The following is a 22,532-nucleotide window of genomic DNA, read 5'->3' as shown; positions in this document are numbered from 1 at the left end:
AGGGTGGTTGATTACAAGTATGGCGGCCTCACAGTTGAATTTGAATTCATCAATTCATCTGTGTGAGACCAATGAGTGTACGTCAAGATGGGTCTACACAGATGTGACTGTAGACCAGGAGGATGATACTGTTTGCATGTTATTTGGTTTGTTCATATCAGTAACCTCCATTTCTTTAATTAAAATTTAACAGAGGTTGGAATACTTGTCAACGAATTTTTATAACTAAGGCGTGATTGTACAGCAATGAAAGCTCTTTATAGCTATTGATAGAGATTATTGATGGACGTGAAAATATTTTAAAATTGGAATTGTATGAGGAAAATTGATATTATAAAGTCACTAGTTTTAACGCTTAGTGCGAACTATCCAACATCAAGAAATGGAGCGTATTGCATGACTGAATTTTATTTTATTCGCCACGGTCAGACCGTGGCCAATGCACTTGGCTTAAAGCAGGGCACGATCAATTCCAATATTACACTGTTGAATGAGACGGGGAAAAAACAGGTACGGCATTTACGTGATCATTTTGACCTTCGTTTTGCTGATCAGCTGATTGCTAGTCCGTTGCACCGGACTCAGGAGACGGCAATGATTCTCAATGCGACGGCAGCCTTGCCAACCGCAACTGATGCGCGGCTGCTTGAAATTTCCTATGGTCAGTGGGATGGCTTGAAAAATTTAGAGTTACAGGCCCAATACCCGACGGTGTTTGATCCCTTTCTCCATGATGTTTTGCCAAGTTATACACGCTATGCGACTAATGGTGAGACGTTTGATCACGTTATTGAGCGGGTGACTGATTTCATGATGGACTATGCTCATCGTTCTGCCGATGGTAAATACATCGTTGTCACTCACGGTTTTACTGTTAAGGCCGCAGCATTAGCTGCTTTACAGCCGCAAGACGTTATGACGCTGCCAGAACCCGATAATACCAGCGTGACAAAGATCAGTTTGATTGATGGCCGGTACTACGTTTGGTTTTACAATCAGCGCTACTAAGTAAGAGTTTGATACGAAAAACGCCATTCCGATTACTAGGGAATGGCGCTTTTTATGTTAGATGCCGAAAGCTGTTTTGCGGCGCGTTTTTAGAGCTCGTTAACCATGTTATACCAGGTTTCGCCGGCGTGCACAGAAGCGGAGACCCCTTCATTAACGTAGCCATTGCGTTCGTAAAATGGTACTAATTTCGATAAGCAGGTTAGGGTGATTGCCTTGCGGTGCTGGGCTTGAGCAACCTTTGCCAGTTCAGCAAGCAGTTTACTTCCCCGACCTTGGCCACGAGCGTCTTTTGCCACAGCCAGACTCAACACGGTCTGGTAACGGTCCGTTGGCTTATTGGCATCAAGATGCTCATAAAGTGAGTCACTGAGGTAACGCTCGTCTGAAGCGGGACCCACGATGTAGCCTAAAACGCGTTGATTTTGCACGGCCACAATAAAGGTATCGCTGATGCGGTTGATTCGTTCGGCCATACTCCTTCGGGTAGCTGCTTCTTCGGGAGTAAAGCCCTGATTTTCAATTGTCATGATAGCATCAAGCTGATTTGGTTCAGCGGGTTGAAATATAAGCATGAGCTTCCTCCAGTTAAGTATTCAGATTAAAAACAATGTGTTTATTATAGCTGGAGTTAGTGTAAAAGAAAACGCCCCGATGATTTTTATCGAGACGTTCATAATAACTTAGTGTGCATAAAGCCAAACCCTTAAAGTCAGCAGATAAGCTTCTGCCAGTGGCAGGTCTTGATTTGCTGGTAAGTCGTCTTCCAAGATTTCAATGGTTTTTTGCGACCAAGAATGGATTTCTTTTTCGTTGGATATCAATGCCAGCTGTTCAGGCGTAAATAGGTCTGCCAATCCCAGCCGTTTAACTCTGCCGTAGCGATAGCGCATTGCCAAGGTCCACATGTAATCATAAATGGATTGCTGAGCAGGGGTGTCAAGCGGAGTGATCTTGACTAAAGCCTCTAAGCGTTCTTTCAGCTGCGTTTCTAATTTTTTATTAGTAATCGGGAAGCCAGTCACTAACTGATCTGGTTTTGAGAACGATTTTAAGAGGTCTAAAACTGCCCTGAACAAGTAGTTTTCCTGACCGTATACAGCTACCTGCTGATCAACAGAAGGGTCAACCACTAGATCGTAATGGGCCAGAAAGTCGGAGACCCAGTTTAAGTCGTGACGAACAGTATCTGTGTCAGCATTCAATGCTTTTGCGAGTTCTTCCAACGGAACGTGTTTAGGGGCATGAGTCACTAATATCAGGGTTAAATGCGTAAGTCGTTCGGTGGTTTGTGGATCTTGATCTTTAATCATTTTCAATCCCTCCCTTATGGGTGTTGATTACAATTATGAGATGTTCTAACTTAATCATCGCAGGTTCAAAGCTGAGTGTCAATTATAAAGTAAACGGTTTCAACGGATTTCCAATTTGAGACTGCTTACAATTGATTCGCGCCAAATAGAGTGGGATTAGAGCAGTTAATATTGTCTGATTTACAAGCCGTTTGAGCATAAAAATACCTCCAACAAATCATTGCTGGAGGTATTTTTACGACTAAGTTCACGGTTAACCTGCCTGTTTGGCACTCGTCCGTTTAACGAGTGCAGCTACAGTATCAGAAGCTGTGAACAAAGTGACTTCGTGACTTAAAGCCCGCGTTGTCAGTTGCTTGGCTAAATCACTTTCGTCCTCAGTTGCAAGGACGAAAGCCAAATTATCTGGCCACTCCTGATCCATTTGATAGACCTGGTGTGGATAGCCGCCAGCGTCGAGAGCTGACATTAATTCGGTATTCTTAACATCATATGGGGTGACTAAGATCGGCCCGGTCTTGTCGCTATCGAAATGGTAGCTATCAAAGAAGGCTTTATGAAGGGCTTCGGACAATGTCTTGCCATGACCGAGGTCTTCACCAGTCGACTTCATTTCTGGACTAAGAGCCGTTGGGGCACCCGGTAGCTTAGCGAATGAGAAGACAGGTGCTTTAACATAGACGCTGTCTGGCTCTGGGTACATCCCTGGCTGCAAACCGATATCTGCTAGTGATTTACCGATGATCAATTGGGTCGCTAACTGTGCTAAATGCATGTGGGTGATCTTACTCATGAACGGCACGGTTCTGGAAGCCCGCGGGTTCACTTCGATCACGTAGATTTGGTCAGCCGCGATAAACTGAATGTTCATCATTCCGATGCAGTGAACGGACTTACCAATTTTAGTAGCAATCTGCACGATTTCGGTCTTTTGAGCGTCAGTTAAGGTTTGCGGCGGATACATGGCAATCGAATCACCTGAGTGGACACCAGCGCCTTCCAAGTGTTCCATAATTCCTGGAATGAAGACCTGCTTACCATCGCTGAGAATATCGACTTCACATTCAGTCCCTTTGATGTACTTATCGATTAAGATTGGTTCACCATGGCTGTGCTTCAGCGCTGGTACTAAGTAATCGTTGAGTTCATCTTGGTCGTGAACGATGGCCATGCCCTTGCCGCCAAGAACGAAACTAGGCCGTACTAGAACGGGATAGCCTAACTTATCAGCAATTTGGTGAGCCCCCGGAATATCCGTTGCGGTGTCACCGGCTGGGTGGGCAATATCTTGATCAATCAGCAGTTCTTCAAAGTCGTGCCGGTTTTCGGTTTGTTCAATACCAGCCATGTTGGTACCAAGAATCTTAACACCACGTTCAGTAAGCTGCGGTGTTAAATTAATGGCAGTTTGGCCACCAAATTGCACGACAACGCCAATCGGCTTTTCTAAGTTAACGATGTTCATCACTGAATCGATGGTCAGTGGTTCAAAGTACAGCTTATCAGAAATTGAGAAGTCGGTTGAAACCGTTTCGGGATTGTTATTAATAATAATGGCGTTATAGCCAGCAGCCTGAAGTGCTTTAACGGAGTGAACGGTGGTGTAGTCAAATTCTACCCCTTGGCCGATCCGAATTGGGCCGGCACCTAAAACAATTACGCTGTTTCCCAATGGTTTACTTTCATTTTCCGTGCCAACCGTACTGTAGAAGTAGGGTGTTTTGCTTTCAAATTCGGCAGCACAAGTATCAACCATTTTGTAGACCAGATGCTGATCGGTCATACTATGAAGTTTGGCTAATTTTTGATCAGTAACATCAGTGACTGCTTTGATCATATCATCATCAAAGCCTAATTTCTGAGCCTTCTGGACCGTTTCAGCGGTTAACATACCGGTCATCAGTTCTTTTTGCATCGCGATGATATTGATTAATTTTGATAAGAAGAATTCGTCAATCTTGGTTGACTCATGCAGCTGTTCAACCGTGGCACCTTTGCCGATGGCGGCAAAAATTTCAAACAGCCGAATATCCGTTGGCGTCTTGATAGTTTCCAATAATTCTGCTAATGATTTACCCTTAGCATCGTCTGGTAACAGGGTAGCTTGCATGTGAGAATCCAGTTCCAGTGATTGGACCGCTTTAAGCAGAGATTCTTCGATATTGCTGCCAATCGCCATCACTTCACCGGTGGCCTTCATTTGCGTCCCTAGCTTCCGGTCAGCATGGTAAAACTTATCAAAGGCAAAACGTGGAATTTTAGCCACAACGTAGTCCAAAGCAGGTTCAAACATAGCGTAAGTGGTTTGGGTAATTGGGTTGATAATTTCATCGAGGTTAAGGCCCACCGCAATCTTTGCTGCAATCTTAGCAATCGGATAACCAGTTGCTTTAGATGCTAGCGCTGATGAACGGCTGACACGGGGGTTAACTTCGATCACATAGTAGTGTTCACTGTATGGGTCTTGAGCTAATTGAACGTTGCAGCCACCCTCAATCTTAAGGGCGTTCACGATGGTCAATGATGCATCCCGCAGCCGTTGATATTCTTTATCAGTCAGTGTCTGCGTTGGCGTGAAGACGATTGAGTCACCAGTGTGGACACCCACTGGATCAAAGTTCTCCATGCCGGCAACGATGATGGAAGAACCCTTGTGATCCCGCATGACTTCAAATTCGATTTCCTTAAAGCCGGAGATACTCTTTTCGACTAAGCATTCCGTTTCCGGTGACATGGTTAGACCACGATTCAAAACGGTTTGCATTTCGTCATCGTTATGTGCGAAGCCGCCACCAGTTCCGCCAAGGGTGTAAGCTGGCCGGATAATTACTGGATAGCCAATTTCGTGAGCAAAGTCCAAACCAGATTGAAGGTCATAGACCGTCTTCGAAGGCGGAATCGGCTGATTAAGATCCTTCATTAAATCTTTGAAGGCTTCACGGTCTTCTGCTTGATTGATGGTGTGCAGGTTAGTTCCCAGTAATTCAATGCCTAAGTCTGATAAGATACCCTTTTTGGCGAGTTCCACCGCGAGGTTCAGGCCGGTTTGACCACCCAAAGTAGGCAGGATGGCATCCGGCTTTTCCTTCTTTAAAATGGCCGTTACACTTTCCAAAGTCAGTGGTTCCAGATAGACTTTGTCGGCAATTTCGTCGTCGGTCATGATCGTGGCCGGATTAGAATTGATCAGGACGGTGTCATAACCTTCTTCTTTTAAGCTTAAGCAGGCTTGGCTGCCGGCGTAATCAAATTCTGCAGCTTGACCAATCACGATTGGACCTGAGCCGATAATCACAATTTTGTTTAAATCTGTTCTTTTAGGCATGCTGTACTCCCCCGTTCGTGTGCATTGAACCAATGAATTTACTAAATAAACGCGTTGCCTCGTGCGGCCCCGGTGCAGCCTCTGGGTGATACTGAACAGAGAAGACCGGTTTGCCAGGATAGCGCAGACCTTCGCAAGTATGATCATTGATTTCAACGGCAGTTACTTCAAGGGGTGTTTCTGAAACTGAATCAATATCGACGGCGTAACCGTGATTTTGTGAGGTGATCACCACTTCGTTTGTCAGCAAATTCTTGACTGGGTGATTAATACCACGGTGACCGAACACCATCTTATAAGTCCGGGCACCATTTGCCAGTGCCAAAAGTTGGTGGCCTAAGCAAATACCGAATAGTGGGTAATGGTCCTGAAGTTCTCTAATGACAGGCAAAAAGTCTGAATATTCTTCGGGATCGCCGGGTCCGTTGGATAATAGGATACCATCTGGATTCAAGGCTGCAATCGACTTAAAGTTAGCTTCTGGCGTAACGACTGTGACGTTGGCACCAAAGTTTTTCAGTGATTCGACAATGTTGGCTTTGACTCCAAAATCAACCAACACAACGTGATCCGGATTTTCATCCGAAGGGTGTGAGAAGGTGGCTGATTTAACCACCATATCCACCGACTTGGTTTTATTAAAACTGCTCTTAGCCAGCGGCTGGTTAGTTAAACTAGCCTTCATGGTGCCGTGCTTTCTGATGATCTTGGTGAGTTCTCGGGTATCAATACCCGTAATGCCTGGAACGCCTGACTTCTTTAAAAACTCATCTAACGTCATGACACTTTGGTAATGAAAAACCGTCGTCGCAATCTCTTGCATAACAACGGCTGATGCGGCAACCGTTGGCGATTGGTTAGCGTGTAACGAAATGCCATAGTTGCCGATTAGTGGATAGGTAAAGGTGATGATTTGGTTCGTATACGACGGATCAGTGAGTGTTTCCTGATATCCCACCATGCTGGTGGTAAAAACTAGTTCGCCCTTAATCTCTTTAGTTAAGTCACCAACTGCGGTACCAACAAATTGATCCCCGTTTTCAAGCGTTAAATATTTTTTCATGTCTGATAGCCTCCTCAATTACCGCCTCGCTGGACGGAGTTAATTGCTTTTTGTATAAGATAAGATGTTTCCAAAGAATTGTCAAGATATTTTATACATAAAAATAGCTAATTTCAGTTAAATATAAGTTATTTGGCTTATATATGAATACTTATAGAGATAAAATGTAACTTTATTTTATGCAGTTATGAGTAACAGATCAATGACGTTCTTGGGCATAAACCTTGATACAAAAAGATTTACAGCAAACAATGGAAAAATCAGTAATCCGTCAGCCAGAAACCATTATGCAGAAAAATGAATATACAAAAGTTTTTTCTGAATACTTGTGATTTCCGGCAACAAACTTACTAGATTTGAATTGATTTTAAACTATATTTCCGAATAAAGCTAGTCGAAATCAAATAATTTATTCGCTTTTAATGGTTTATTTTCGACACGTTATCAATTATATCGTACACGAGATAGTAATTCACAAACGATTCCAACAAAATAAGGGTGGTCACCAGTAAATGGTGATCACCCTTATTTTTAATACTTTGCTAAAATTAATTACTTAGCATCCGCAGTCTTCAAATTGTCTTCAACGTATTTACGAATGTCATCTTCGGATTTAGTCATGAATGGTTTCATTTGTTCCTCGGTCTTCATGGTATCGTGACCGTTGTGCTCCATGAGGTAATCCCAAATAGCGTCGCGAACTGGCATTTCTTTATCGCTCCAGTCAAAAGCGTCATTCATATTGTAATCTAAGAATAAAGTCTTATCTACATCTGCCATATTGAATTCCTCCTCTATACTTACATTGTAGTCCTTTATTCCTGAGTGTTAAATTATTTGCTTATGGCTAAAATTAGCTAAGAATGATTTAAAAAGAGTGTTTAAGATACTATTAAGTCAACGTGCAGTCGGTTCTTAAATTTAACAAAGGTAACCAATAGTGATAGCATTAAGTCGTTAGAAAAGTTCTAACATTTTAATTTAAGACAATAAAGGGAGCGCGATTTAAATGGCTAACAAGTTAAGCAAAGAACAGCGTAAGGCATTGATCGAAAAGGCAGAGGAAGACCGTGCTAAGCACCCAAAGGCTAAGAGTGGCAAGTCTGGTTTCGCAACCATTGATGAAGCTGCTGAAAAGCTAGAAAACCAAAACTAATCAAAAACGGCTTTGGCTGTTTCCAAAAGACAAATGAAAAGAACGTGATTGCAGTCCGTAAGGAATTGTTAATCACGTTCTTTTTTTAAGCTACTTTAACGTCTACTAACCAGTTGTTTTGCGTGGGGTGGCTGGCCAGTTCGTCACTTTGCTTTAATAGATCATTGTTGCGGGCAATAATGGTTCCCTTAACTGGTGACTTTAGAGTTTCGACGGCTTTGGCTCCCTCCATCTCAAGCAGATCATCGCCAAGCGCCAACTCATTATCCGGTGATGAGAAGTCCATAAAGGTAATCTCGCCCAGATCTTCGTAGGCCTGGTCGGCAATTCCGATTCGTACGATACCCGGCTTAGTTTCCTGATACCAGACACCGTCTTTTTCTTGAGGTTCAAATTTGGCTTGTTTGCCGCTGAATAGGTGCTTGATACTGGTGATTAACTGACTCCAAAATGACATGGCTATCCCCTTCTTATTGTTTCTTCTTAAGGCTAGTATACCGAGGTTGGTGAAAGAAGGAAAGCGTTTCACATTCTGCTGGTATCAACGGGCGAAAAACCGTAAAATAGAGGTATTAAATATCCGAAAAAGGGGCCACTCTTATGTTCTTAATTGATACGAGCCGTGATGGCAAACCAGTCTATGATCCGATTGTGAACCAGTCGCTTGATAACTACTTGATCAATGATCTGAAATTACCGGGTCACGGGCTGATCATGTACATTAACGAACCCTCTGTGATTGTCGGTGTGAACCAAAACGTTTTTGCCGAGGTCAACGTACCATATTTGCGTGAGAATAACATTGCGTTAGTTCGGCGGACGTCCGGTGGCGGTGCAGTTTATCATGACATGGGCAACCTAGTGTTTGAAAACATTGTGGTGGGCGACACTAACGACGACGCGGAATGGGGCAATTACAGCGTCTTTGCTCAGCCAATTCTCGACGCGCTGCATGAACTAGGGGCAACGGATGCCGTTTTGCGGGGGAACTCCGATTTGGTAGTCAACGACCATAAGTTCACTGGAATGACCATGGTTAAATCGGGTGATTCGTACGCAGCTGGTGGCACACTGATGTATGATATGAACCTGGAAGCCGCTAGTCAGGCGCTTCATCCGGTTGAAACGCGAGTCAATGGTAAGTGGGTCAAGTCAAATCGCAGTAACATTGAAAATATTAAAAAGCATTTATCACCCGAATATCAGCAGCTGACCAGTGAACAATTTAAGACACAGTTGTTATTAAAACTGTTTCATGTTGACCATTTAGAAGAGATTGAAACGTATCGTTTAAATGATCATGATTGGCAGATCATCGATGAACGGTTGGCAGAACAGTACCGAACGAATGATTGGAACTTCGGGTCTAATCCTGGTTTCAATCGGTATCGATTTAAACAATTTGAGGCGGGATCAGTGGCAATCAATTTGATGGTTACGGGTCAGCAGATTACCAAAGCTGCGGTTTATGGTGATTTGTTAGAGGAAAAGCTGGCACGTAAATTAGAGGGTCAGCTGGAGAATGCCGCTTTAAATAGAAGTGAGATACAGAAACGCCTTAACAAACGCTGGTTACGCAAGGCGTTGAATGATGCGGAGATTGAAGCACTAGTTAACGAATTATTAATTGAAAAACAGTAGGTGAAGCATGGCAAAAGCAAAGTATCCAGTCGAAGAATATATTGGTGTCCCAGTAGAACAGGATGACAGCGGACAATACGTGATTCGTGATGAAGCGGATTTTCAGCTTCATTCCTGGCGTACTGGTCGGCATACCAAGGGTAAGCTTAAGCGAATCGGTCAGGTTTTTTTGACCGAAAATCACTTAACCGTGGCAGTCATTGCTACTAAACCGGTGGCGTATAAGGACCGGCACGCAATTACCCCGATGCAGCGTTTTACTAGTGAGTTTGTCAGTGATGATTTGATTGCACTGGCTAAAACCAAATTGAACTAAATCAAAAAGACTGATTATTCAGCTTTAATAACGCTGAATAATCAGTCTTTTTGCATATACATGCATTTCTACTTTTTAACGGCAATTGTGGAAACCTTTGGTAATTGATCAACAAACTTGAGGTAGGCCGCTTCTTCTTCCGTCTGCTGAATTGAAGCCGTTTCACTGGTGACGTTAACACCGTGAAGCTCTGCTTCATCCACGTCAATGAGATGGGTCTGCGTAGCGTTCCCAATTAAGTCGATCCAGTAACGGTTGTCAGACTGGTGTACCTGAGTTTTTACCATACCACCAGGGTTATAAACGGTGATGGTGCGGTCGAATTGTCCCAGGTTAGGGTGAGTCATGGCAAAGGCTAAACTGGTGGCTGACATACCGGTTCCGCAAGCATTAGTAAACCCAACACCCCGTTCATAGGTGCGGACAAAGAGCTGATTTTTGCCTAGAATTTGCGCGAAACTAACGTTTACACCATCTGGGAAATAGTCATTTACGCCGTTCAAGCGTGACCCTAATTCGCCCAGCGCTTCGCCGTTCATGGTTTCTTCATCCACAAAACTGATCAAGTGGGGGTTAGGAACGGCAATTGCGGTAAAGTTTAAGCCGGGGACGAAGGCTGGTACCGGCTGGTCGATCAAGGCGTCGTTACCAAGGTTAGTAAACGGAAAATCCGCTGGTTTAAAGCGAACGGGTGAAATTTCTACACTGAATGCTGGCACTTCAGGGGCGAGGTCGTTTTGGCGACTTACCTGTAAATCAGCCGTCATGGTTTCAACCTTAAACTGATTAGTGTGATTTTTCTCAGCTAAATACCGTGAAACGGTCCGTAGTCCATTACCGCACATTGAGGCTTCACTGCCATCAGCATTGATTACCCGCATTTGAGCTAAAACGTTATCGTGTGACGATGAGTTAACAACTAATACACCGTCGGCACCGTCTAGAATACCCGTTTTAGGATTGGTAACCTGTTGGGCTAAGGCAGACAGTTCGCCGTCGTTCAGCGGTTGATCGAGAGTTGTTTGGTCCAGTAAGAAAAAGCGGTTTTCGGACCCGTGTACTTTACGTAATTGCGCCATATTTTTTACTCCTTATTGTTGAAAATAATCGTGCTGTCATTCTATCAGTCTTTTAATAAAAAGTCTCTCTTTTAAGTCTATTTTAAACCAGCTCGCTACTGAAAAAGGCGTTATAGATACTCTTTACAGCTTCGCCAGCATCGGCACGGCGGGTTCCCAGCATGATTGAAATTCGTGAGGCACCTTGGTTGATCATGTGAACCCCAATGTTGTGCTTGACCAGTGGCTGGATAATTCGTTCAATGACACCGACTTTATTCCGCATACCTTCACCAACGACCATGATGATGGCGTAGTCATCGATCCATTCTAGCGTGTCCGGCTCAAGTACTTCTTGAATGTCGTGACACATTTTACGGACGGTTTCGTCGTCAAACTGCGTTTTATCAAAAATCACAGTCAGATCATCGATCCCTGAAGGCATGTGTTCATACGACACGTTATACTTCTTGAACACTTGCAGTAATTTCAGGGTAAAACCGACTTCCTTGTTCAGCAGGTAGCGGTGCAGATAAAGCGCGGCAAAGCGCGTTGAACTAGCAACCCCGGTGATCGTTTGATTCGGTGTGAAGTCTTTCTCGGGAACAATTAGAGTTCCTGGTAGATCAGGGCGGTTGGTGTTCTTAACGTTGATGGGAATTTCACCCTGAATTGCCGGGATAATAGCTTCATCATGGAATACCGAAAACCCAGCGTATGAGAGTTCACGCATTTCCCGGTAAGTCATTCGGTGAATGGCGATGGGATGATCAACCAGTTTGGGATTGGCTGCGTAAATTGCATCCACGTCGGTGAAGTTTTCGTATAAATCAGCCTTTAAACCGCGGGCGACAATGGCACCGGTGATGTCTGATCCGCCACGTGAAAAGGTCGCAATTTGACCTTCTGGGGTAAAGCCGAAGAAGCCGGGAAAGACCAGCACTGTATCATCAACGGATAGGTGTGCTAAGTGTTCGTAGGTTTCCGGCAACACCGTTGCGTTGTTGGGTTCATCGCTGACAATGATCCCCGCTTCTTTGGGATCAACAAAGCGAGCCTTGATGCCCAGGTGATTCATCACAGTGGCCATTAGACGGGCGTTTAGACGCTCACCATGAGCTTTAAAGGCGGCCATGAGATAGTCATCGTCGGGATAGTCAGTTGTCGGCAGTTCACTCAAAGCCTGCCAAATGGGCGCAAGGGCGTTTTCGTCTAAGTGGAAGTAGTCACCGATTGCCTGATAACGACCAAAAATCTGGTTAAAAACATCACTGGTGTCTGCATGTTTAATCGTTAATTTTGCATATTGAATGAGCAGATCTGTCACTTTAATGTCGCCTTCATGACGTTTTCCTGGCGCGGAGGTAATAATCACCTGACGCTCCGGATCAGCTTTCATAATTGAGATTACCTTTTCAAATTGGGGTCCGTCAGCTAACGAACTGCCACCAAACTTAACGACTTTCACATCTAACACTCCTTATCCATCTGACTTTTGCCAGAAACAGTTAATAATTACATTGAATTCTAACAGTTTATTTTGCTTTGGCAAATCTTTCTTTGACGGAAATGAGGTTGGTTTTGGGGGGCAATAGTAGGATGTAAATTTTTTTGAAATTTAGTTTTTGGGCGGTGTGGAAAGGGTGGCGTGGCAACGTTGCCCAATCAGGCTTCACCGAGCAGAGACTTGCACCTAAGGACACTGGGGCATAAATCCAAGTTCGGGATTTACGCCCCAGTGTCCTTAGGCTCCAGTCTCTAAGCGCTCGCTTCCGCACTTTTATTTTCATAATTTCCTTGACTATCTTAGAAAACAATTATAGAATTTGATTAAATCGAAGAGGTTGCAACCGACATTAGTCAGTTCACTCAGTCACTGTTATGACGATGAGGTGGACCAAAAGGGGACGTTGCCGAAGCGCTGCTTGTAACAGCTTGCAGTTAGCTGGGACGTGATTTAACAAGTCACGGACTGTCGCAGATATAACGTCTGCGGAGCGCTATCGAAAATGAGTCCATACTGAATGAGTCATTAAACATGGGGTCCTTTTGTTTAGCGTAAACAAAAGGACCTTTTTCGTACAATCTATTAATCACACCGGAGGGCAAAACATGAGCGAGCAATTGACGAACGAACAGATTAACGAAGCAGGACATTTAACCATTGGCGGAGTCGACGCGGATGAGTTAGCGGCGAAATACCAAACACCACTGGCAGTGTACGATGTTTCTAAAATTCGTGACCAGATTCGGCGGTTCAAATCAGTTTTTGAATCAAACGACGTAGATTACGCAGTCAGTTATGCCAGCAAAGCCTTTGCCACGGTGGCGATGTTCCAAGTAATCGACCAGGAACAAGGACACATCGATGTGGTTTCCGGCGGTGAGTTATCTACAGCTATTCAGGCTGATTTCCCAATGGCACGGGTTAGTTTTCACGGCAACAATAAATCCCGTGATGAACTGGAAATGGCCGTTAAGCACCACGTTGGTGTTATTGTGCTAGATAACTTCCATGAAATTGAGTTATTGGATTCAGTACTGAAGGAGCAAGATGCCAGTTCAGCGGTTATGCTGAGAATTACCCCAGGTATTTCAGCTCATACCCACGAGTATATTTCTACCGGGCAAGAAGATAGTAAGTTCGGCTTCGATTTGAAGACTGGGCAAGCGGATGAAGCCCTCCAAGAAGTGCTGGCAAACGACCGCATGAACATGTTGGGTATCCACGCACACATCGGCTCCCAAATTTTTGAACTGAACGGTTTCCAGATGGCAGCTAAGAAGTTAGTTGAAATTGCTGCTAACTGGCATAATCAGTATCAATATCAACCAGAGGTTATCAACGTGGGCGGCGGCTTCGGGATTCGTTATACCAAGGAAGATCATCCATTAGCACCTGAAGACTTCGTTGATGCCATCGTCAAGACCATTAAGCAAAGCGCAGCGGATCAAGATCTTGATATGCCAGCGGTTTGGATCGAACCTGGCCGTTCCATTGCAGGGCCAGCCGGTTATAACCTTTACACCATTGGTTCCCGCAAAGACGTTCCTGGATTGACATCGTACGTTACGGTGGACGGCGGGATGGGCGATAATATTCGGCCAGCACTTTATCAAGCTGAATATGAAGCAGTTCTTGTCGACCAGCCAACTGCGGTACCGACGGAAACGGTCCACATTGCCGGTAAGTATTGCGAATCCGGCGATATTTTGATCGATAAGCAGCCACTGCCAGCCAGCCAGCCCGGTGACGTACTCGCTATTTTAGATACCGGGGCTTACGGCTATTCCATGGCATCCAACTACAACCGAAACCCAAGACCAGCAGTGGTCTTCGTTGAAAACGGGCAATCAGCGTTGGTGGTTAAACGAGAAACCTATGCTGATCTGACACGGTTAGATCAGCCACTACCAAAATCATTTTAAATAAAAAACTACCTATTATATTTAATTCTTAGAGAGATGAGGTTATCACATGGCAAAATTAGACGCACAGGAAATTATTGATTACATTGGCAATGCACCCAAAAAGACACCAGTTAAGGTTTACATTAAGGGTGATTTAGCAGATTTAAAGGTTCCAGACAGTATCAAAGCCTTTATTGAAACAAAGACTGGTGTACTGTTCGGCGATTGGTCGGATGTTAAAGCTTTTCTTGATCAGCACCAAGCAGAAATTACCGATACTGAAGTTGAGAACCAAACTCGTAATTCAGCTGTACCGCTATTAGATATGAAAGAAGTCAATGCGCGAATCGAACCAGGTGCCATCATTCGCGATCAAGTATTAATTGGCAACAACGCTGTTATTATGATGGGCGCCACGATTAATATCGGCGCTGAAATCGGTGATGATACCATGATTGATATGGGAGCTGTCCTTGGTGGCCGTGCCATCGTGGGTAAGCACTCACACATCGGTGCCGGAACCGTATTGGCAGGCGTGGTTGAACCCGCTTCCGCCGAACCAGTTCGGGTTGACGATAACGTGCTGATTGGCGCCAATGCCGTGGTCATCGAAGGTGTTCACGTTGGTGAAGGTGCCGTGGTTGCCGCCGGCGCGGTAGTCACTAAGGACGTGGCACCGCATACCATGGTTGCTGGTGTACCAGCACGGTTCATTAAAAACGTCGACCAAAAGACTGAATCAAAGACCGGCCTTGAAGACGATTTAAGAAAGTTGTGATCAGATGGCAGTGCTAACGGAACAAGAATTGATCAAAATTCGCAGACACTTGCACCAGATTCCGGAATTGGCTTTAAAAGAAGTGCAGACGTCAGCTTACCTGGAAAAAGTAATTGCGGGATTTAACCAAACGCACTTGCAAGTCAAAAAGATTCCGGATTTACCAACGGGTTTACTTGTACGAGTTGAAGGCAGTTCGCCCAAACGCACAGTTGGTTACCGGACTGATATTGATGCGTTACCCGTTACTGAAGAAACCGGATTACCATTTGCTTCTGAGCATCCTGGTGTGATGCACGCCTGCGGACACGATATTCACATGACCGTTGCGTTAGGCGTGCTGAGCTATTTCGCTGAACATCAGCCAACGGATAACATGGTGTTCTTCTTTCAGCCAGCTGAAGAAAGCGAAAACGGCGGTAAGCTTGCGTATGAGCTAGGGGTCTTCAAGGGGCAATGGCAGCCTGATGAATTTTACGGGCTGCACGATAATCCTGATTTACCAGCCGGGGCTATCGGCTGCCGAATGGGCACGTTGTTTGCCGGTACCACTGAGGTCAACATTGACCTTGAGGGTAAGGGCGGCCACGCGGCTTATCCTCAAGACGCTAACGACATGGTGGTGGCTGCAGCAGCGTTGATCAACCAGGTGCAAACCATCATTTCCCGCAGCATCGACCCCATTGAAGGCGGCGTGATCACCTTAGGTAAACTGGAAGCCGGCACGATTCGTAACGTGATTGCTGGCCATGCCCACATTGAGGGAACGATTCGCGGCTTGACGCAAGTGATGATTAAACGAATTGATCAGCGCCTTCAAGATGTCGGTGAAGGGATTGCCCGGAGCTTTAACGCTAAAGTCACTGTTGGCTTGAATCAGGGCGGTTATTTACCGGTGGAAAACAATCCGGAATTAACCAAACGCTTCATTAACTATATGAAAGATAATCCTGACGTAAACTTTGTTGAAACCGAACCTGCTATGACGGGCGAGGACTTCGGTTACTTGCTCTCAAAGATTCCGGGGACGATGTTCTGGCTGGGGGTCGAAGATGATTCACAGCTTCACTCAGCAACGCTGAACCCCAAGGAGTCGTCCATTGAGGCGGGTATCAGTGCCATTACCGGTTTTATGACTGCCAGAATGGCTGAATAATGAACTGTAATTGATTCACTCAATATAAAGGAGACGTATCATGACAACATTAGAAAACGCAGACTTAATGACCGCAATCATCACACCGTTTGACGAAAACGATCACATTAATTATGACGCTTTGGAGAAATTAACCAACCACTTGATTGATACCGGCAGCAAGGGCTTTGTTATCGGTGGAACTACCGGTGAAACCCCAACGCTGACCCACGATGAAAAAATTGAGTTGTACACCCGTTTTGGTCAAATTATTGGTGGCCGCGTACCGGTGATTGCCGGTACTGGCAGTAATAACACCCGTGAAACGGCAGCCCTTACTAAGGAAGTCAGTGAAATTCAGGGTGTTGACTACGAATTAGTTGTTGTCCCGTATTACAACAAGCCCAGCCAGCGTGGTATGATTGCCCACTTTACGGCGGTGGCAGACGCTGCTGAAAAGCCAATCATCATCTATAATATTCCTGGCCGGACTGGTGTTACCATGGCTAATGATACGGTGGTTACTTTATCCAAGAACCCTAACATCGTTGGTGTTAAGCAGTGCACATCAATTGATGACATCGAATTCTTGGTTGAGCATACCCCAGATGACTTCTATGTCTACAGCGGTGAAGATGCTCAGGCACTATCCGCTCGGGTTGTTGGCGGAGCGGGTGTCATTTCCGTTGCCTCACACATTTATGGTGAGCAGATCCGGGCGATGTACGATGCGCTTTACGCCGGTGATTTGACTAAGGCTGGCGGTTTGAAGCGTCAGTTAACACCAAAGATGGCAGCGCTGTTCATGTTTCCATCACCATCACCCGTTAAAGCTGTGTTAAACGCTCAAGGCTACGGTGTTGGTGACTGCCGGTTACCAATTCAATCGCTAAACGACGAAGAATCCCGTCAATTAGCCCTTGCCTTGGGCATGGATGAAGACGCGCTGTCAGATGAATTAGTGAAGTAGAACAAGGAGTTTTTAAAATGACAAAAGTATTAGTTGCCGGTTTTACCGGTGCAATGGGTCAAAAAGCGGTTCGGTTAGTTCAGGAAAGCGATGGCTACGAATTAGTTGCCGGCTTTGCTGCGGGAATTACTTCTAAAGATCCTAAAGATTATGATTTGCCAGCCGGGGTCACCATTTATGGCGACTTGAACGAGATTCAAACCGATGCTGACATCTGGATCGACTTTACGCTGCCAAGCGCGGTATACGCCAACACCAAGTTTGCAATTGAACACGACATTCATCCCGTAATTGGAACCACCGGTTTAACCGATGAACAAGAGAAGGAACTGCAGGATTTAGCTGCTGCTAAACAGCTTGGTGGCTTGATTGCGCCCAACTTCGGTATGTCAGCCGTGTTATTAATGAAGTTTGCCAAGGAAGCTGCTAAATACTTCCCAGACGTGGAAATTATTGAGATGCACCATGACAACAAGGCGGATGCGCCTTCTGGAACGGCGCTAAGTACAGCTAAGCTGATAGACGAAGTGCGACCGGAACATGAACAGGGAAATCCTGATGAAACTGAGAGTTTGTCAGGCGTCCGTGGCGGTGACTACCACGGGATTCACATTCACGCGGTGCGCTTGCCAGGTTACGTCGCTCATGAACAAGTTTTGTTTGGCGGCCCCGGTGAAGCTTTAACCATTCGCCAAGATTCATTTGACCGTCAGTCGTTTATGGGTGGGGTCAAAGTGGCTATGGATCACGTCCAAAATTTAAAGGAATTAGTGGTTGGCCTCGAAAATGTGCTTTAATTGATTTATAATTTTATTATTGATTATTAATTTTAACTAAAAATGGAGTGACAATATGCCTCAATTAGCCAGTGATTTAATCCAGCAGGTCAATCAACGATTGAATCAAGTGGGTCCTTCCGGTATCCGGGAAGTTGCCCAAAAGTTTTCAACGATTCCGGGGATCATTCAGTTGACCTTAGGAGAACCTGATATGAACGTCCCAGAACACGTTAAAAACGCTGCCATCAAAAGCATTCAAGATAATGATTCCCACTATTCACCTCAAAAGGGAACCCTTTATTTACGTGAGGGTATTCACCATTACCTGATGGAAAGTCAGGGGTTAGATTACGACCCGAAAACTGAAATTATTGCCACAGTAGGTGCTACTGAAGCCATCTGTGCGGCCTTATTCACCATTTTGAATCCTGGTGATAAGGTGGTTATTCCAACGCCAGCTTTTGCGTTGTACTTTCCACTTGTGACCATCGCTGGCGCAACTACCGTTCAGGTGGATACGTCAAACAGTGACTTTATTTTGACACCTGAACGACTGGAAAAAGTTCTGGACGAAGAGGGCGACTCAGTTAAAGCTGTTTTGCTGAACTACCCGGGTAACCCAACGGGTGTTGAGTATCCGCAGTCAACGATTGAGGGCTTGGCTAAGGTAATCTCTGATCATCATTTATTTGTGATCGCTGATGAAATTTACAGTGAGCTAACTTACGGGGTTAAACATTACTCAATCGCGAACGTTATTCCAGAGCGGACGATTCTAATAAATGGTCTTTCCAAGTCACACGCCATGACCGGCTACCGAATGGGCTACATGGCAGGACCAAAAGAACTGATTGCTAATGCCACCAAGATGCACGCCTTTATGGTGACATCACCATCAAACCCAGCGCAGGCCGCGGCTGCTGAAGCGTTGCATAATGGGCTTCAAGACCCAGTGAAGATGTGTGAAGTCTATCAGAAGCGTCGTGATTTCGTGCAAGCTGCGATGGATGAAATGGGTCTGTCAATGGCCACACCATCTGGTGCGTTCTACGCCTTTGTTAAAATCCCTGCCAGCTATGGCAAAGACGATGTTAAGTTTGCTTATGATCTGGCTGAACAGAGCAAAGTCGGCGGTGTTCCCGGCAGTGCCTTTGGTGCCGGTGGGGAAGGCTATATCCGCTTCTCTTACGCTGCCTCGGATGAGGATTTGACTGAAGCAATGAAACGGATGAAGCATTTTTTAGCCAGTAAGGCTTAGCGCTTGACTAATTGTGCAAAATAAAGTTTAATGCTAATTATTAAAAACTAATTTGAAATCTATGTGTTATGAAAACGAGGGATATCTGATGAGTGAGAAACTACGAGTAGGAATTATTGGTGCAACGGGTATGGTTGGTCAGCGATTTATTAAGATTTTAGCTGATCATCCCTGGTTTGAAATTGCGTTAGTTGCCGCAAGTGCACATAGTGCTGGCAAGACGTATGCTGAAGCAGTTAAGGGCCGCTGGAAGATGGAAGGCGACATCCCTGAACAAGTTAAAGGAATGGTCCTTCACGACGCAGCTAAAGTAGATGAGATTGCATCGCAAGTTGATTTCATCTTTAGCGCCATTAAGTTGGATAAGGCTGACACTCGTAAGCTGGAAGAAGCCTATGCTAAGGCGGAGACCCCAGTCGTTTCAAATAATAGCGCACACCGTTGGACACCGGATGTTCCAATGGTGATCCCGGAAGTGAACCCGGATCATACTGATGTGATCAAGTATCAAAGGGAACGCTTAGGGACTACTCGCGGTTTTATCGCAGTTAAGCCTAACTGTTCGATTCAAAGTTACACGCCAGCGCTGTCAGCTTGGCGTCAATTTGAACCCACTCAAGTGATTGCTACGACTTATCAAGCCATTTCCGGTGCCGGCAAAACTTTCAAGGACTGGCCCGAAATGGAAGGCAACGTGATTCCGTACATTGCTGGTGAAGAAGCTAAGTCGGAAGGCGAGCCGCTGAAAATTTGGGGCCACGTTGATGACGAAAAAAAGGCCATCGTACCAGCTGACGATACGGTGATCACGTCACAATGTATCAGGATTCCGGTTCTTTACGGTCATACTGCTGCAGCCTTCGTTAACTTCCGTCAGAATCCAACAAAACAGGATTTGATCGATGCACTGGAAAGCTACAGCGGCGAACCGCAACGGTTAGGGCTGCCAAGTGCGCCTAAACAGTTTATTCGCTACATGACTGAAGATGACCGCCCGCAGGTTCGCCTGGATGTGAACTACGAGCACGGAATGGGAGTTTCCATTGGTCGGCTGCGTGAAGATAAGATCTTCGACTGGAAGTTTGTCGGTTTATCCCATAACACTGCCCGTGGAGCTGCCGGCGGTGCCGTTGAATGTGCTGAATTGTTAAAGGCGCAGGGTTATCTTACAGCTAAATAAAGTCCTCCAAACCAGTTAAGCAATTTGTTTAACTGTTCACCGTTAGGTCCTGTTACATGCAGGCCTAGCGGTTTTTTGTTTGGTATTAAAGTTTGTTTACGTGACTGCCGTAATTAACATTAGGACCAGTATTCTGTTAAACTGGAAGAAGATTATTTTGAAGGGGACTGAAATTCATGAAGCCGCAAACCATATTAAAATCCCAGTTCGGTTACGATAGCTTTCGAACCGGGCAAGAAGAGGCGATCAACGACGTCTTGAATCATCAAAACGTGCTGGCCATTATGCCTACTGGCGGCGGTAAATCACTTTGCTACCAGATCCCTGCACTGATGTTGGACGGGGTTACGCTGGTTGTTTCACCGCTGATTTCACTAATGAAAGACCAGGTTGACGCGCTTAACGAAAACGGGATTGCGGCGACTTTTATTAATTCTTCACTGGATTATGAGGAGATTAATCAGCGGTTTAACGACGCAGCTAACGGTGAGGTTAAATTGCTGTACGTTTCACCGGAACGACTTGATTCGGGTTATCTCAACCGCTTGGCTGAACTGCCCATTGATTTAGTGGCCATTGATGAAGCACACTGTATTTCTCAGTGGGGCCACGATTTTCGGCCTAGTTACCTCAATCTGGCGCAAACCATTCAGCAATTGCCCAGCCAACCAACAATCATTGCTTTAACGGCTACTGCAACACCCATTGTGGCAAAGGATATTCAGCAGCGATTAGGCCTCCCGGAAGAGGTTAAGACCGGTTTTTCTCGTCCTAATTTAGCCTTTAAAGTCATTAAGCATCAGGATAACGATAAGTATTTGGTCGATTATCTCAAACAGAACCCCGGTCAGTCCGGTATCGTTTATGCTAGCACTCGTAAAGAGGTTGAACGGCTGACTAAGTTACTTAATAAAAAACACATTGACGCTGCTATGTATCACGGCGGGTTATCTAAGGATGTTCGCCGTAAGAATCAGGAGGACTTTCTTTACGATCGGGTCCCAGTCATGGTGGCCACGAATGCCTTTGGAATGGGCATTGACAAAAGTAACGTGAGGTTTGTGATTCACGCTCAGGTACCCGGCAGCCTTGAATCCTATTATCAGGAAGCTGGTCGTGCGGGACGGGATGGCTTGCCAAGCGAAGCAATCCTCTTGTTCCGGCAGTCGGACGTTTCAATTCAACACTTTTTGATCGATCAATCGGAGCGTGACGATGCCGGTAAGAAACGTGAATACGAAAAGCTGCAGGACATGACGCAGTACGCTAATACGCAAGAGTGCCTGCAACGCTTTATTCTGAACTACTTCGGTGAAGAGGGCACGGATTGCGGTCAGTGCTCCAACTGTTTAGATGACCGCGAACAGCAAGATATTACAGTGGATACGCAAAAGGTGCTGTCCTGCGTTAAACGGATGAATGAGCGCTTTGGGAAGATCCTGGTTGCCCAGGTGCTGACCGGTTCCAGCGTGGCTCGAATCAAGGAGTTTCACTTTGATGAGCTGACGACATACGGAATTATGAAGGGTTCATCGCAAAAATCCGTGGCGGAGCTGATCGATTTTTTGACGGCTTCAGGCTATCTATTGGCTGAAGGCGGCCAATACCCAGTACTGCGAGTAAGCGACCTTGGCGTGGCAGTTTTGCAGGGAAAAGAGAAGGTTTATCGAAAGGTTGCGGTTCAGGCGACCCACGTACTGCCGCAAAATGATGATCTCTTTGAACGTTTGCGGGCAATTCGTCGTGAATTTGCTAAGAAGCAGGGCGTGCCGCCATTCGTGATCTTTTCGGATAAAACATTGCGTGATATGTGTGCAGTGATGCCGCAAAACGAAGAAGAAATGCTGACGGTTAGCGGTGTTGGTGAAAGTAAATTAGCTAAATACGGCGAAGCGTTTCTTAAAGAATTGCAGCTTGCCAGTGACAACATCCCTCAAACAGAAGCAAATTAATGAAAAATAACGACACAAAAAGGACTGACATCAGCGGATGCCGGCTATACTCCCTCTATAGTAGACAAGCAAATAATTAAAGCTTGTGTACTATAGAGGGAGTTTTTGTATGGGAAAGAAAGGATCCAGATACACGCTGGCAGAAAAACTAGCGTGTATTCAATTGGTGGAATCTGGAATTTCACCGAG

Annotated in this window: 20 protein-coding genes and 1 riboswitch; of the genes, 12 read left to right on the top strand and 8 right to left on the bottom strand. The window is 45.3% G+C overall.

The window, feature by feature from the left end; genetic code table 11:
- Window positions 1-396 precede the first annotated feature (396 nt).
- A complete protein-coding gene (locus JUE95_RS10890) occupies window positions 397-1,008 on the top strand; it encodes a histidine phosphatase family protein (RefSeq protein ID WP_203651523.1) in 612 nt (203 codons plus the stop codon).
- A gap of 89 nt (window positions 1,009-1,097) precedes the next feature.
- On the opposite strand, the gene JUE95_RS10885 is transcribed toward JUE95_RS10890, so the two are convergent.
- From JUE95_RS10885 to JUE95_RS10865, 5 genes are all read right to left on the bottom strand, one after another.
- Entirely contained in the window at window positions 1,098-1,583 is a 486-nt protein-coding gene (locus tag JUE95_RS10885) for a GNAT family N-acetyltransferase (RefSeq protein WP_203651521.1), read from the bottom strand.
- 108 nt (window positions 1,584-1,691) lie between these two features.
- Window positions 1,692-2,321: a BglG family transcription antiterminator gene (locus JUE95_RS10880; protein ID WP_203651520.1), complete on the bottom strand. Its 630-nt coding sequence runs from the start codon at window positions 2,319-2,321 to the stop codon at window positions 1,692-1,694.
- 253 nt (window positions 2,322-2,574) lie between these two features.
- Window positions 2,575-5,646, bottom strand: coding sequence for a carbamoyl-phosphate synthase large subunit (gene carB / locus JUE95_RS10875; protein WP_203651518.1), 3,072 nt, complete (start codon window positions 5,644-5,646; stop codon window positions 2,575-2,577).
- On the bottom strand, window positions 5,639-6,709 hold the full coding sequence (locus JUE95_RS10870; RefSeq protein WP_203651513.1) for a carbamoyl phosphate synthase small subunit: 1,071 nt from the start codon (window positions 6,707-6,709) through the stop codon (window positions 5,639-5,641). The genes carB and JUE95_RS10870 overlap by 8 nt, the downstream gene beginning before the upstream one ends.
- A 552-nt stretch (window positions 6,710-7,261) precedes the next feature.
- Entirely contained in the window at window positions 7,262-7,489 is a 228-nt protein-coding gene (locus JUE95_RS10865; protein ID WP_203651512.1) for a P8 family protein, read from the bottom strand.
- Window positions 7,490-7,718: 229 nt separating this feature from the next.
- Between JUE95_RS10865 and JUE95_RS10860 the strand changes: the two genes are divergently transcribed.
- The gene (locus tag JUE95_RS10860) at window positions 7,719-7,865 is read left to right on the top strand and encodes a hypothetical protein (RefSeq protein ID WP_089088279.1); all 147 of its coding nucleotides are present in this window, start codon (window positions 7,719-7,721) and stop codon (window positions 7,863-7,865) included.
- 85 nt (window positions 7,866-7,950) lie between these two features.
- Here JUE95_RS10860 and JUE95_RS10855 read toward each other — a convergent pair whose 3' ends face one another.
- Complete coding sequence (locus JUE95_RS10855; protein ID WP_203651511.1) at window positions 7,951-8,322, bottom strand: glycine cleavage system H family protein; 372 nt, start codon at window positions 8,320-8,322, stop codon at window positions 7,951-7,953.
- A 143-nt stretch (window positions 8,323-8,465) separates the two neighbouring features.
- Here JUE95_RS10855 and lplA point away from each other — a divergent pair, with 143 nt between their 5' ends.
- Complete coding sequence (gene lplA, locus JUE95_RS10850) at window positions 8,466-9,506, top strand: lipoate--protein ligase (protein ID WP_203651509.1); 1,041 nt, start codon at window positions 8,466-8,468, stop codon at window positions 9,504-9,506.
- A 7-nt stretch (window positions 9,507-9,513) separates the two neighbouring features.
- Complete coding sequence (locus JUE95_RS10845) at window positions 9,514-9,822, top strand: DUF7671 family protein (protein WP_203651501.1); 309 nt, start codon at window positions 9,514-9,516, stop codon at window positions 9,820-9,822.
- A 68-nt stretch (window positions 9,823-9,890) separates the two neighbouring features.
- Here the strand turns inward: JUE95_RS10845 and dapF are convergent, their stop codons facing one another.
- Together dapF and JUE95_RS10835 are read right to left on the bottom strand one after the other, a co-directional pair.
- Window positions 9,891-10,901, bottom strand: a complete 1,011-nt coding sequence (gene dapF, locus JUE95_RS10840) for a diaminopimelate epimerase (RefSeq protein WP_203651499.1) — start codon at window positions 10,899-10,901, stop codon at window positions 9,891-9,893.
- Window positions 10,902-10,983: 82 nt separating this feature from the next.
- Entirely contained in the window at window positions 10,984-12,348 is a 1,365-nt protein-coding gene (locus JUE95_RS10835; protein ID WP_203651497.1) for an aspartate kinase, read from the bottom strand.
- A gap of 363 nt (window positions 12,349-12,711) precedes the next feature.
- Window positions 12,712-12,891, top strand: a riboswitch (Lysine riboswitch).
- Window positions 12,892-12,992: 101 nt separating this feature from the next.
- Between JUE95_RS10835 and lysA the strand changes: the two genes are divergently transcribed.
- The 8 genes from lysA to recQ all read left to right on the top strand — a co-directional run bounded on the left by lysA (window position 12,993) and on the right by recQ (window position 22,343).
- Window positions 12,993-14,309 (top strand): diaminopimelate decarboxylase, encoded by a 1,317-nt coding sequence (gene lysA / locus JUE95_RS10830; RefSeq protein WP_203651495.1) that lies wholly within the window; start codon window positions 12,993-12,995, stop codon window positions 14,307-14,309.
- 49 nt (window positions 14,310-14,358) lie between these two features.
- The gene (gene dapD, locus JUE95_RS10825) at window positions 14,359-15,069 is read left to right on the top strand and encodes a 2,3,4,5-tetrahydropyridine-2,6-dicarboxylate N-acetyltransferase (RefSeq protein ID WP_203651493.1); all 711 of its coding nucleotides are present in this window, start codon (window positions 14,359-14,361) and stop codon (window positions 15,067-15,069) included.
- 4 nt (window positions 15,070-15,073) lie between these two features.
- The gene (locus JUE95_RS10820) at window positions 15,074-16,225 is read left to right on the top strand and encodes an N-acetyldiaminopimelate deacetylase (protein ID WP_203651491.1); all 1,152 of its coding nucleotides are present in this window, start codon (window positions 15,074-15,076) and stop codon (window positions 16,223-16,225) included.
- A 40-nt stretch (window positions 16,226-16,265) separates the two neighbouring features.
- The gene (gene dapA / locus JUE95_RS10815) at window positions 16,266-17,174 is read left to right on the top strand and encodes a 4-hydroxy-tetrahydrodipicolinate synthase (RefSeq protein WP_203651490.1); all 909 of its coding nucleotides are present in this window, start codon (window positions 16,266-16,268) and stop codon (window positions 17,172-17,174) included.
- Window positions 17,175-17,191: 17 nt separating this feature from the next.
- Window positions 17,192-17,971 carry a 4-hydroxy-tetrahydrodipicolinate reductase gene (gene dapB, locus JUE95_RS10810; RefSeq protein ID WP_203651482.1) on the top strand — a complete coding sequence of 260 codons (780 nt, stop codon included), beginning with the start codon at window positions 17,192-17,194 and terminating at the stop codon, window positions 17,969-17,971.
- A 55-nt stretch (window positions 17,972-18,026) separates the two neighbouring features.
- Window positions 18,027-19,211, top strand: a complete 1,185-nt coding sequence (locus tag JUE95_RS10805) for an aminotransferase class I/II-fold pyridoxal phosphate-dependent enzyme (protein ID WP_203651480.1) — start codon at window positions 18,027-18,029, stop codon at window positions 19,209-19,211.
- Window positions 19,212-19,299: 88 nt separating this feature from the next.
- Window positions 19,300-20,391 (top strand): aspartate-semialdehyde dehydrogenase, encoded by a 1,092-nt coding sequence (gene asd / locus JUE95_RS10800; RefSeq protein ID WP_203651476.1) that lies wholly within the window; start codon window positions 19,300-19,302, stop codon window positions 20,389-20,391.
- A 176-nt stretch (window positions 20,392-20,567) separates the two neighbouring features.
- A complete protein-coding gene (gene recQ, locus JUE95_RS10795; RefSeq protein WP_203651475.1) occupies window positions 20,568-22,343 on the top strand; it encodes a DNA helicase RecQ in 1,776 nt (591 codons plus the stop codon).
- Window positions 22,344-22,532 lie beyond the last annotated feature (189 nt).

Source organism: Secundilactobacillus yichangensis (genome assembly GCF_016861565.1).
In the GTDB taxonomy this organism is placed as follows: domain Bacteria; phylum Bacillota; class Bacilli; order Lactobacillales; family Lactobacillaceae; genus Secundilactobacillus; species Secundilactobacillus yichangensis.
This window is presented reverse-complemented; position numbering and strand designations above follow the sequence as displayed.

Coding starts and splice junctions, on each gene's coding strand:
- JUE95_RS10890 (WP_203651523.1), top strand. CDS start 397: ATGACTGAATTTTATTTTATTCGCCACGGTCAGACCGTGGCCAATGCA.
- JUE95_RS10885 (WP_203651521.1), bottom strand. CDS start 1,583: ATGCTTATATTTCAACCCGCTGAACCAAATCAGCTTGATGCTATCATG.
- JUE95_RS10880 (WP_203651520.1), bottom strand. CDS start 2,321: ATGATTAAAGATCAAGATCCACAAACCACCGAACGACTTACGCATTTA.
- carB (WP_203651518.1), bottom strand. CDS start 5,646: ATGCCTAAAAGAACAGATTTAAACAAAATTGTGATTATCGGCTCAGGT.
- JUE95_RS10870 (WP_203651513.1), bottom strand. CDS start 6,709: ATGAAAAAATATTTAACGCTTGAAAACGGGGATCAATTTGTTGGTACC.
- JUE95_RS10865 (WP_203651512.1), bottom strand. CDS start 7,489: ATGGCAGATGTAGATAAGACTTTATTCTTAGATTACAATATGAATGAC.
- JUE95_RS10860 (WP_089088279.1), top strand. CDS start 7,719: ATGGCTAACAAGTTAAGCAAAGAACAGCGTAAGGCATTGATCGAAAAG.
- JUE95_RS10855 (WP_203651511.1), bottom strand. CDS start 8,322: ATGTCATTTTGGAGTCAGTTAATCACCAGTATCAAGCACCTATTCAGC.
- lplA (WP_203651509.1), top strand. CDS start 8,466: ATGTTCTTAATTGATACGAGCCGTGATGGCAAACCAGTCTATGATCCG.
- JUE95_RS10845 (WP_203651501.1), top strand. CDS start 9,514: ATGGCAAAAGCAAAGTATCCAGTCGAAGAATATATTGGTGTCCCAGTA.
- dapF (WP_203651499.1), bottom strand. CDS start 10,901: ATGGCGCAATTACGTAAAGTACACGGGTCCGAAAACCGCTTTTTCTTA.
- lysA (WP_203651495.1), top strand. CDS start 12,993: ATGAGCGAGCAATTGACGAACGAACAGATTAACGAAGCAGGACATTTA.
- dapD (WP_203651493.1), top strand. CDS start 14,359: ATGGCAAAATTAGACGCACAGGAAATTATTGATTACATTGGCAATGCA.
- JUE95_RS10820 (WP_203651491.1), top strand. CDS start 15,074: ATGGCAGTGCTAACGGAACAAGAATTGATCAAAATTCGCAGACACTTG.
- dapA (WP_203651490.1), top strand. CDS start 16,266: ATGACAACATTAGAAAACGCAGACTTAATGACCGCAATCATCACACCG.
- dapB (WP_203651482.1), top strand. CDS start 17,192: ATGACAAAAGTATTAGTTGCCGGTTTTACCGGTGCAATGGGTCAAAAA.
- JUE95_RS10805 (WP_203651480.1), top strand. CDS start 18,027: ATGCCTCAATTAGCCAGTGATTTAATCCAGCAGGTCAATCAACGATTG.
- asd (WP_203651476.1), top strand. CDS start 19,300: ATGAGTGAGAAACTACGAGTAGGAATTATTGGTGCAACGGGTATGGTT.
- recQ (WP_203651475.1), top strand. CDS start 20,568: ATGAAGCCGCAAACCATATTAAAATCCCAGTTCGGTTACGATAGCTTT.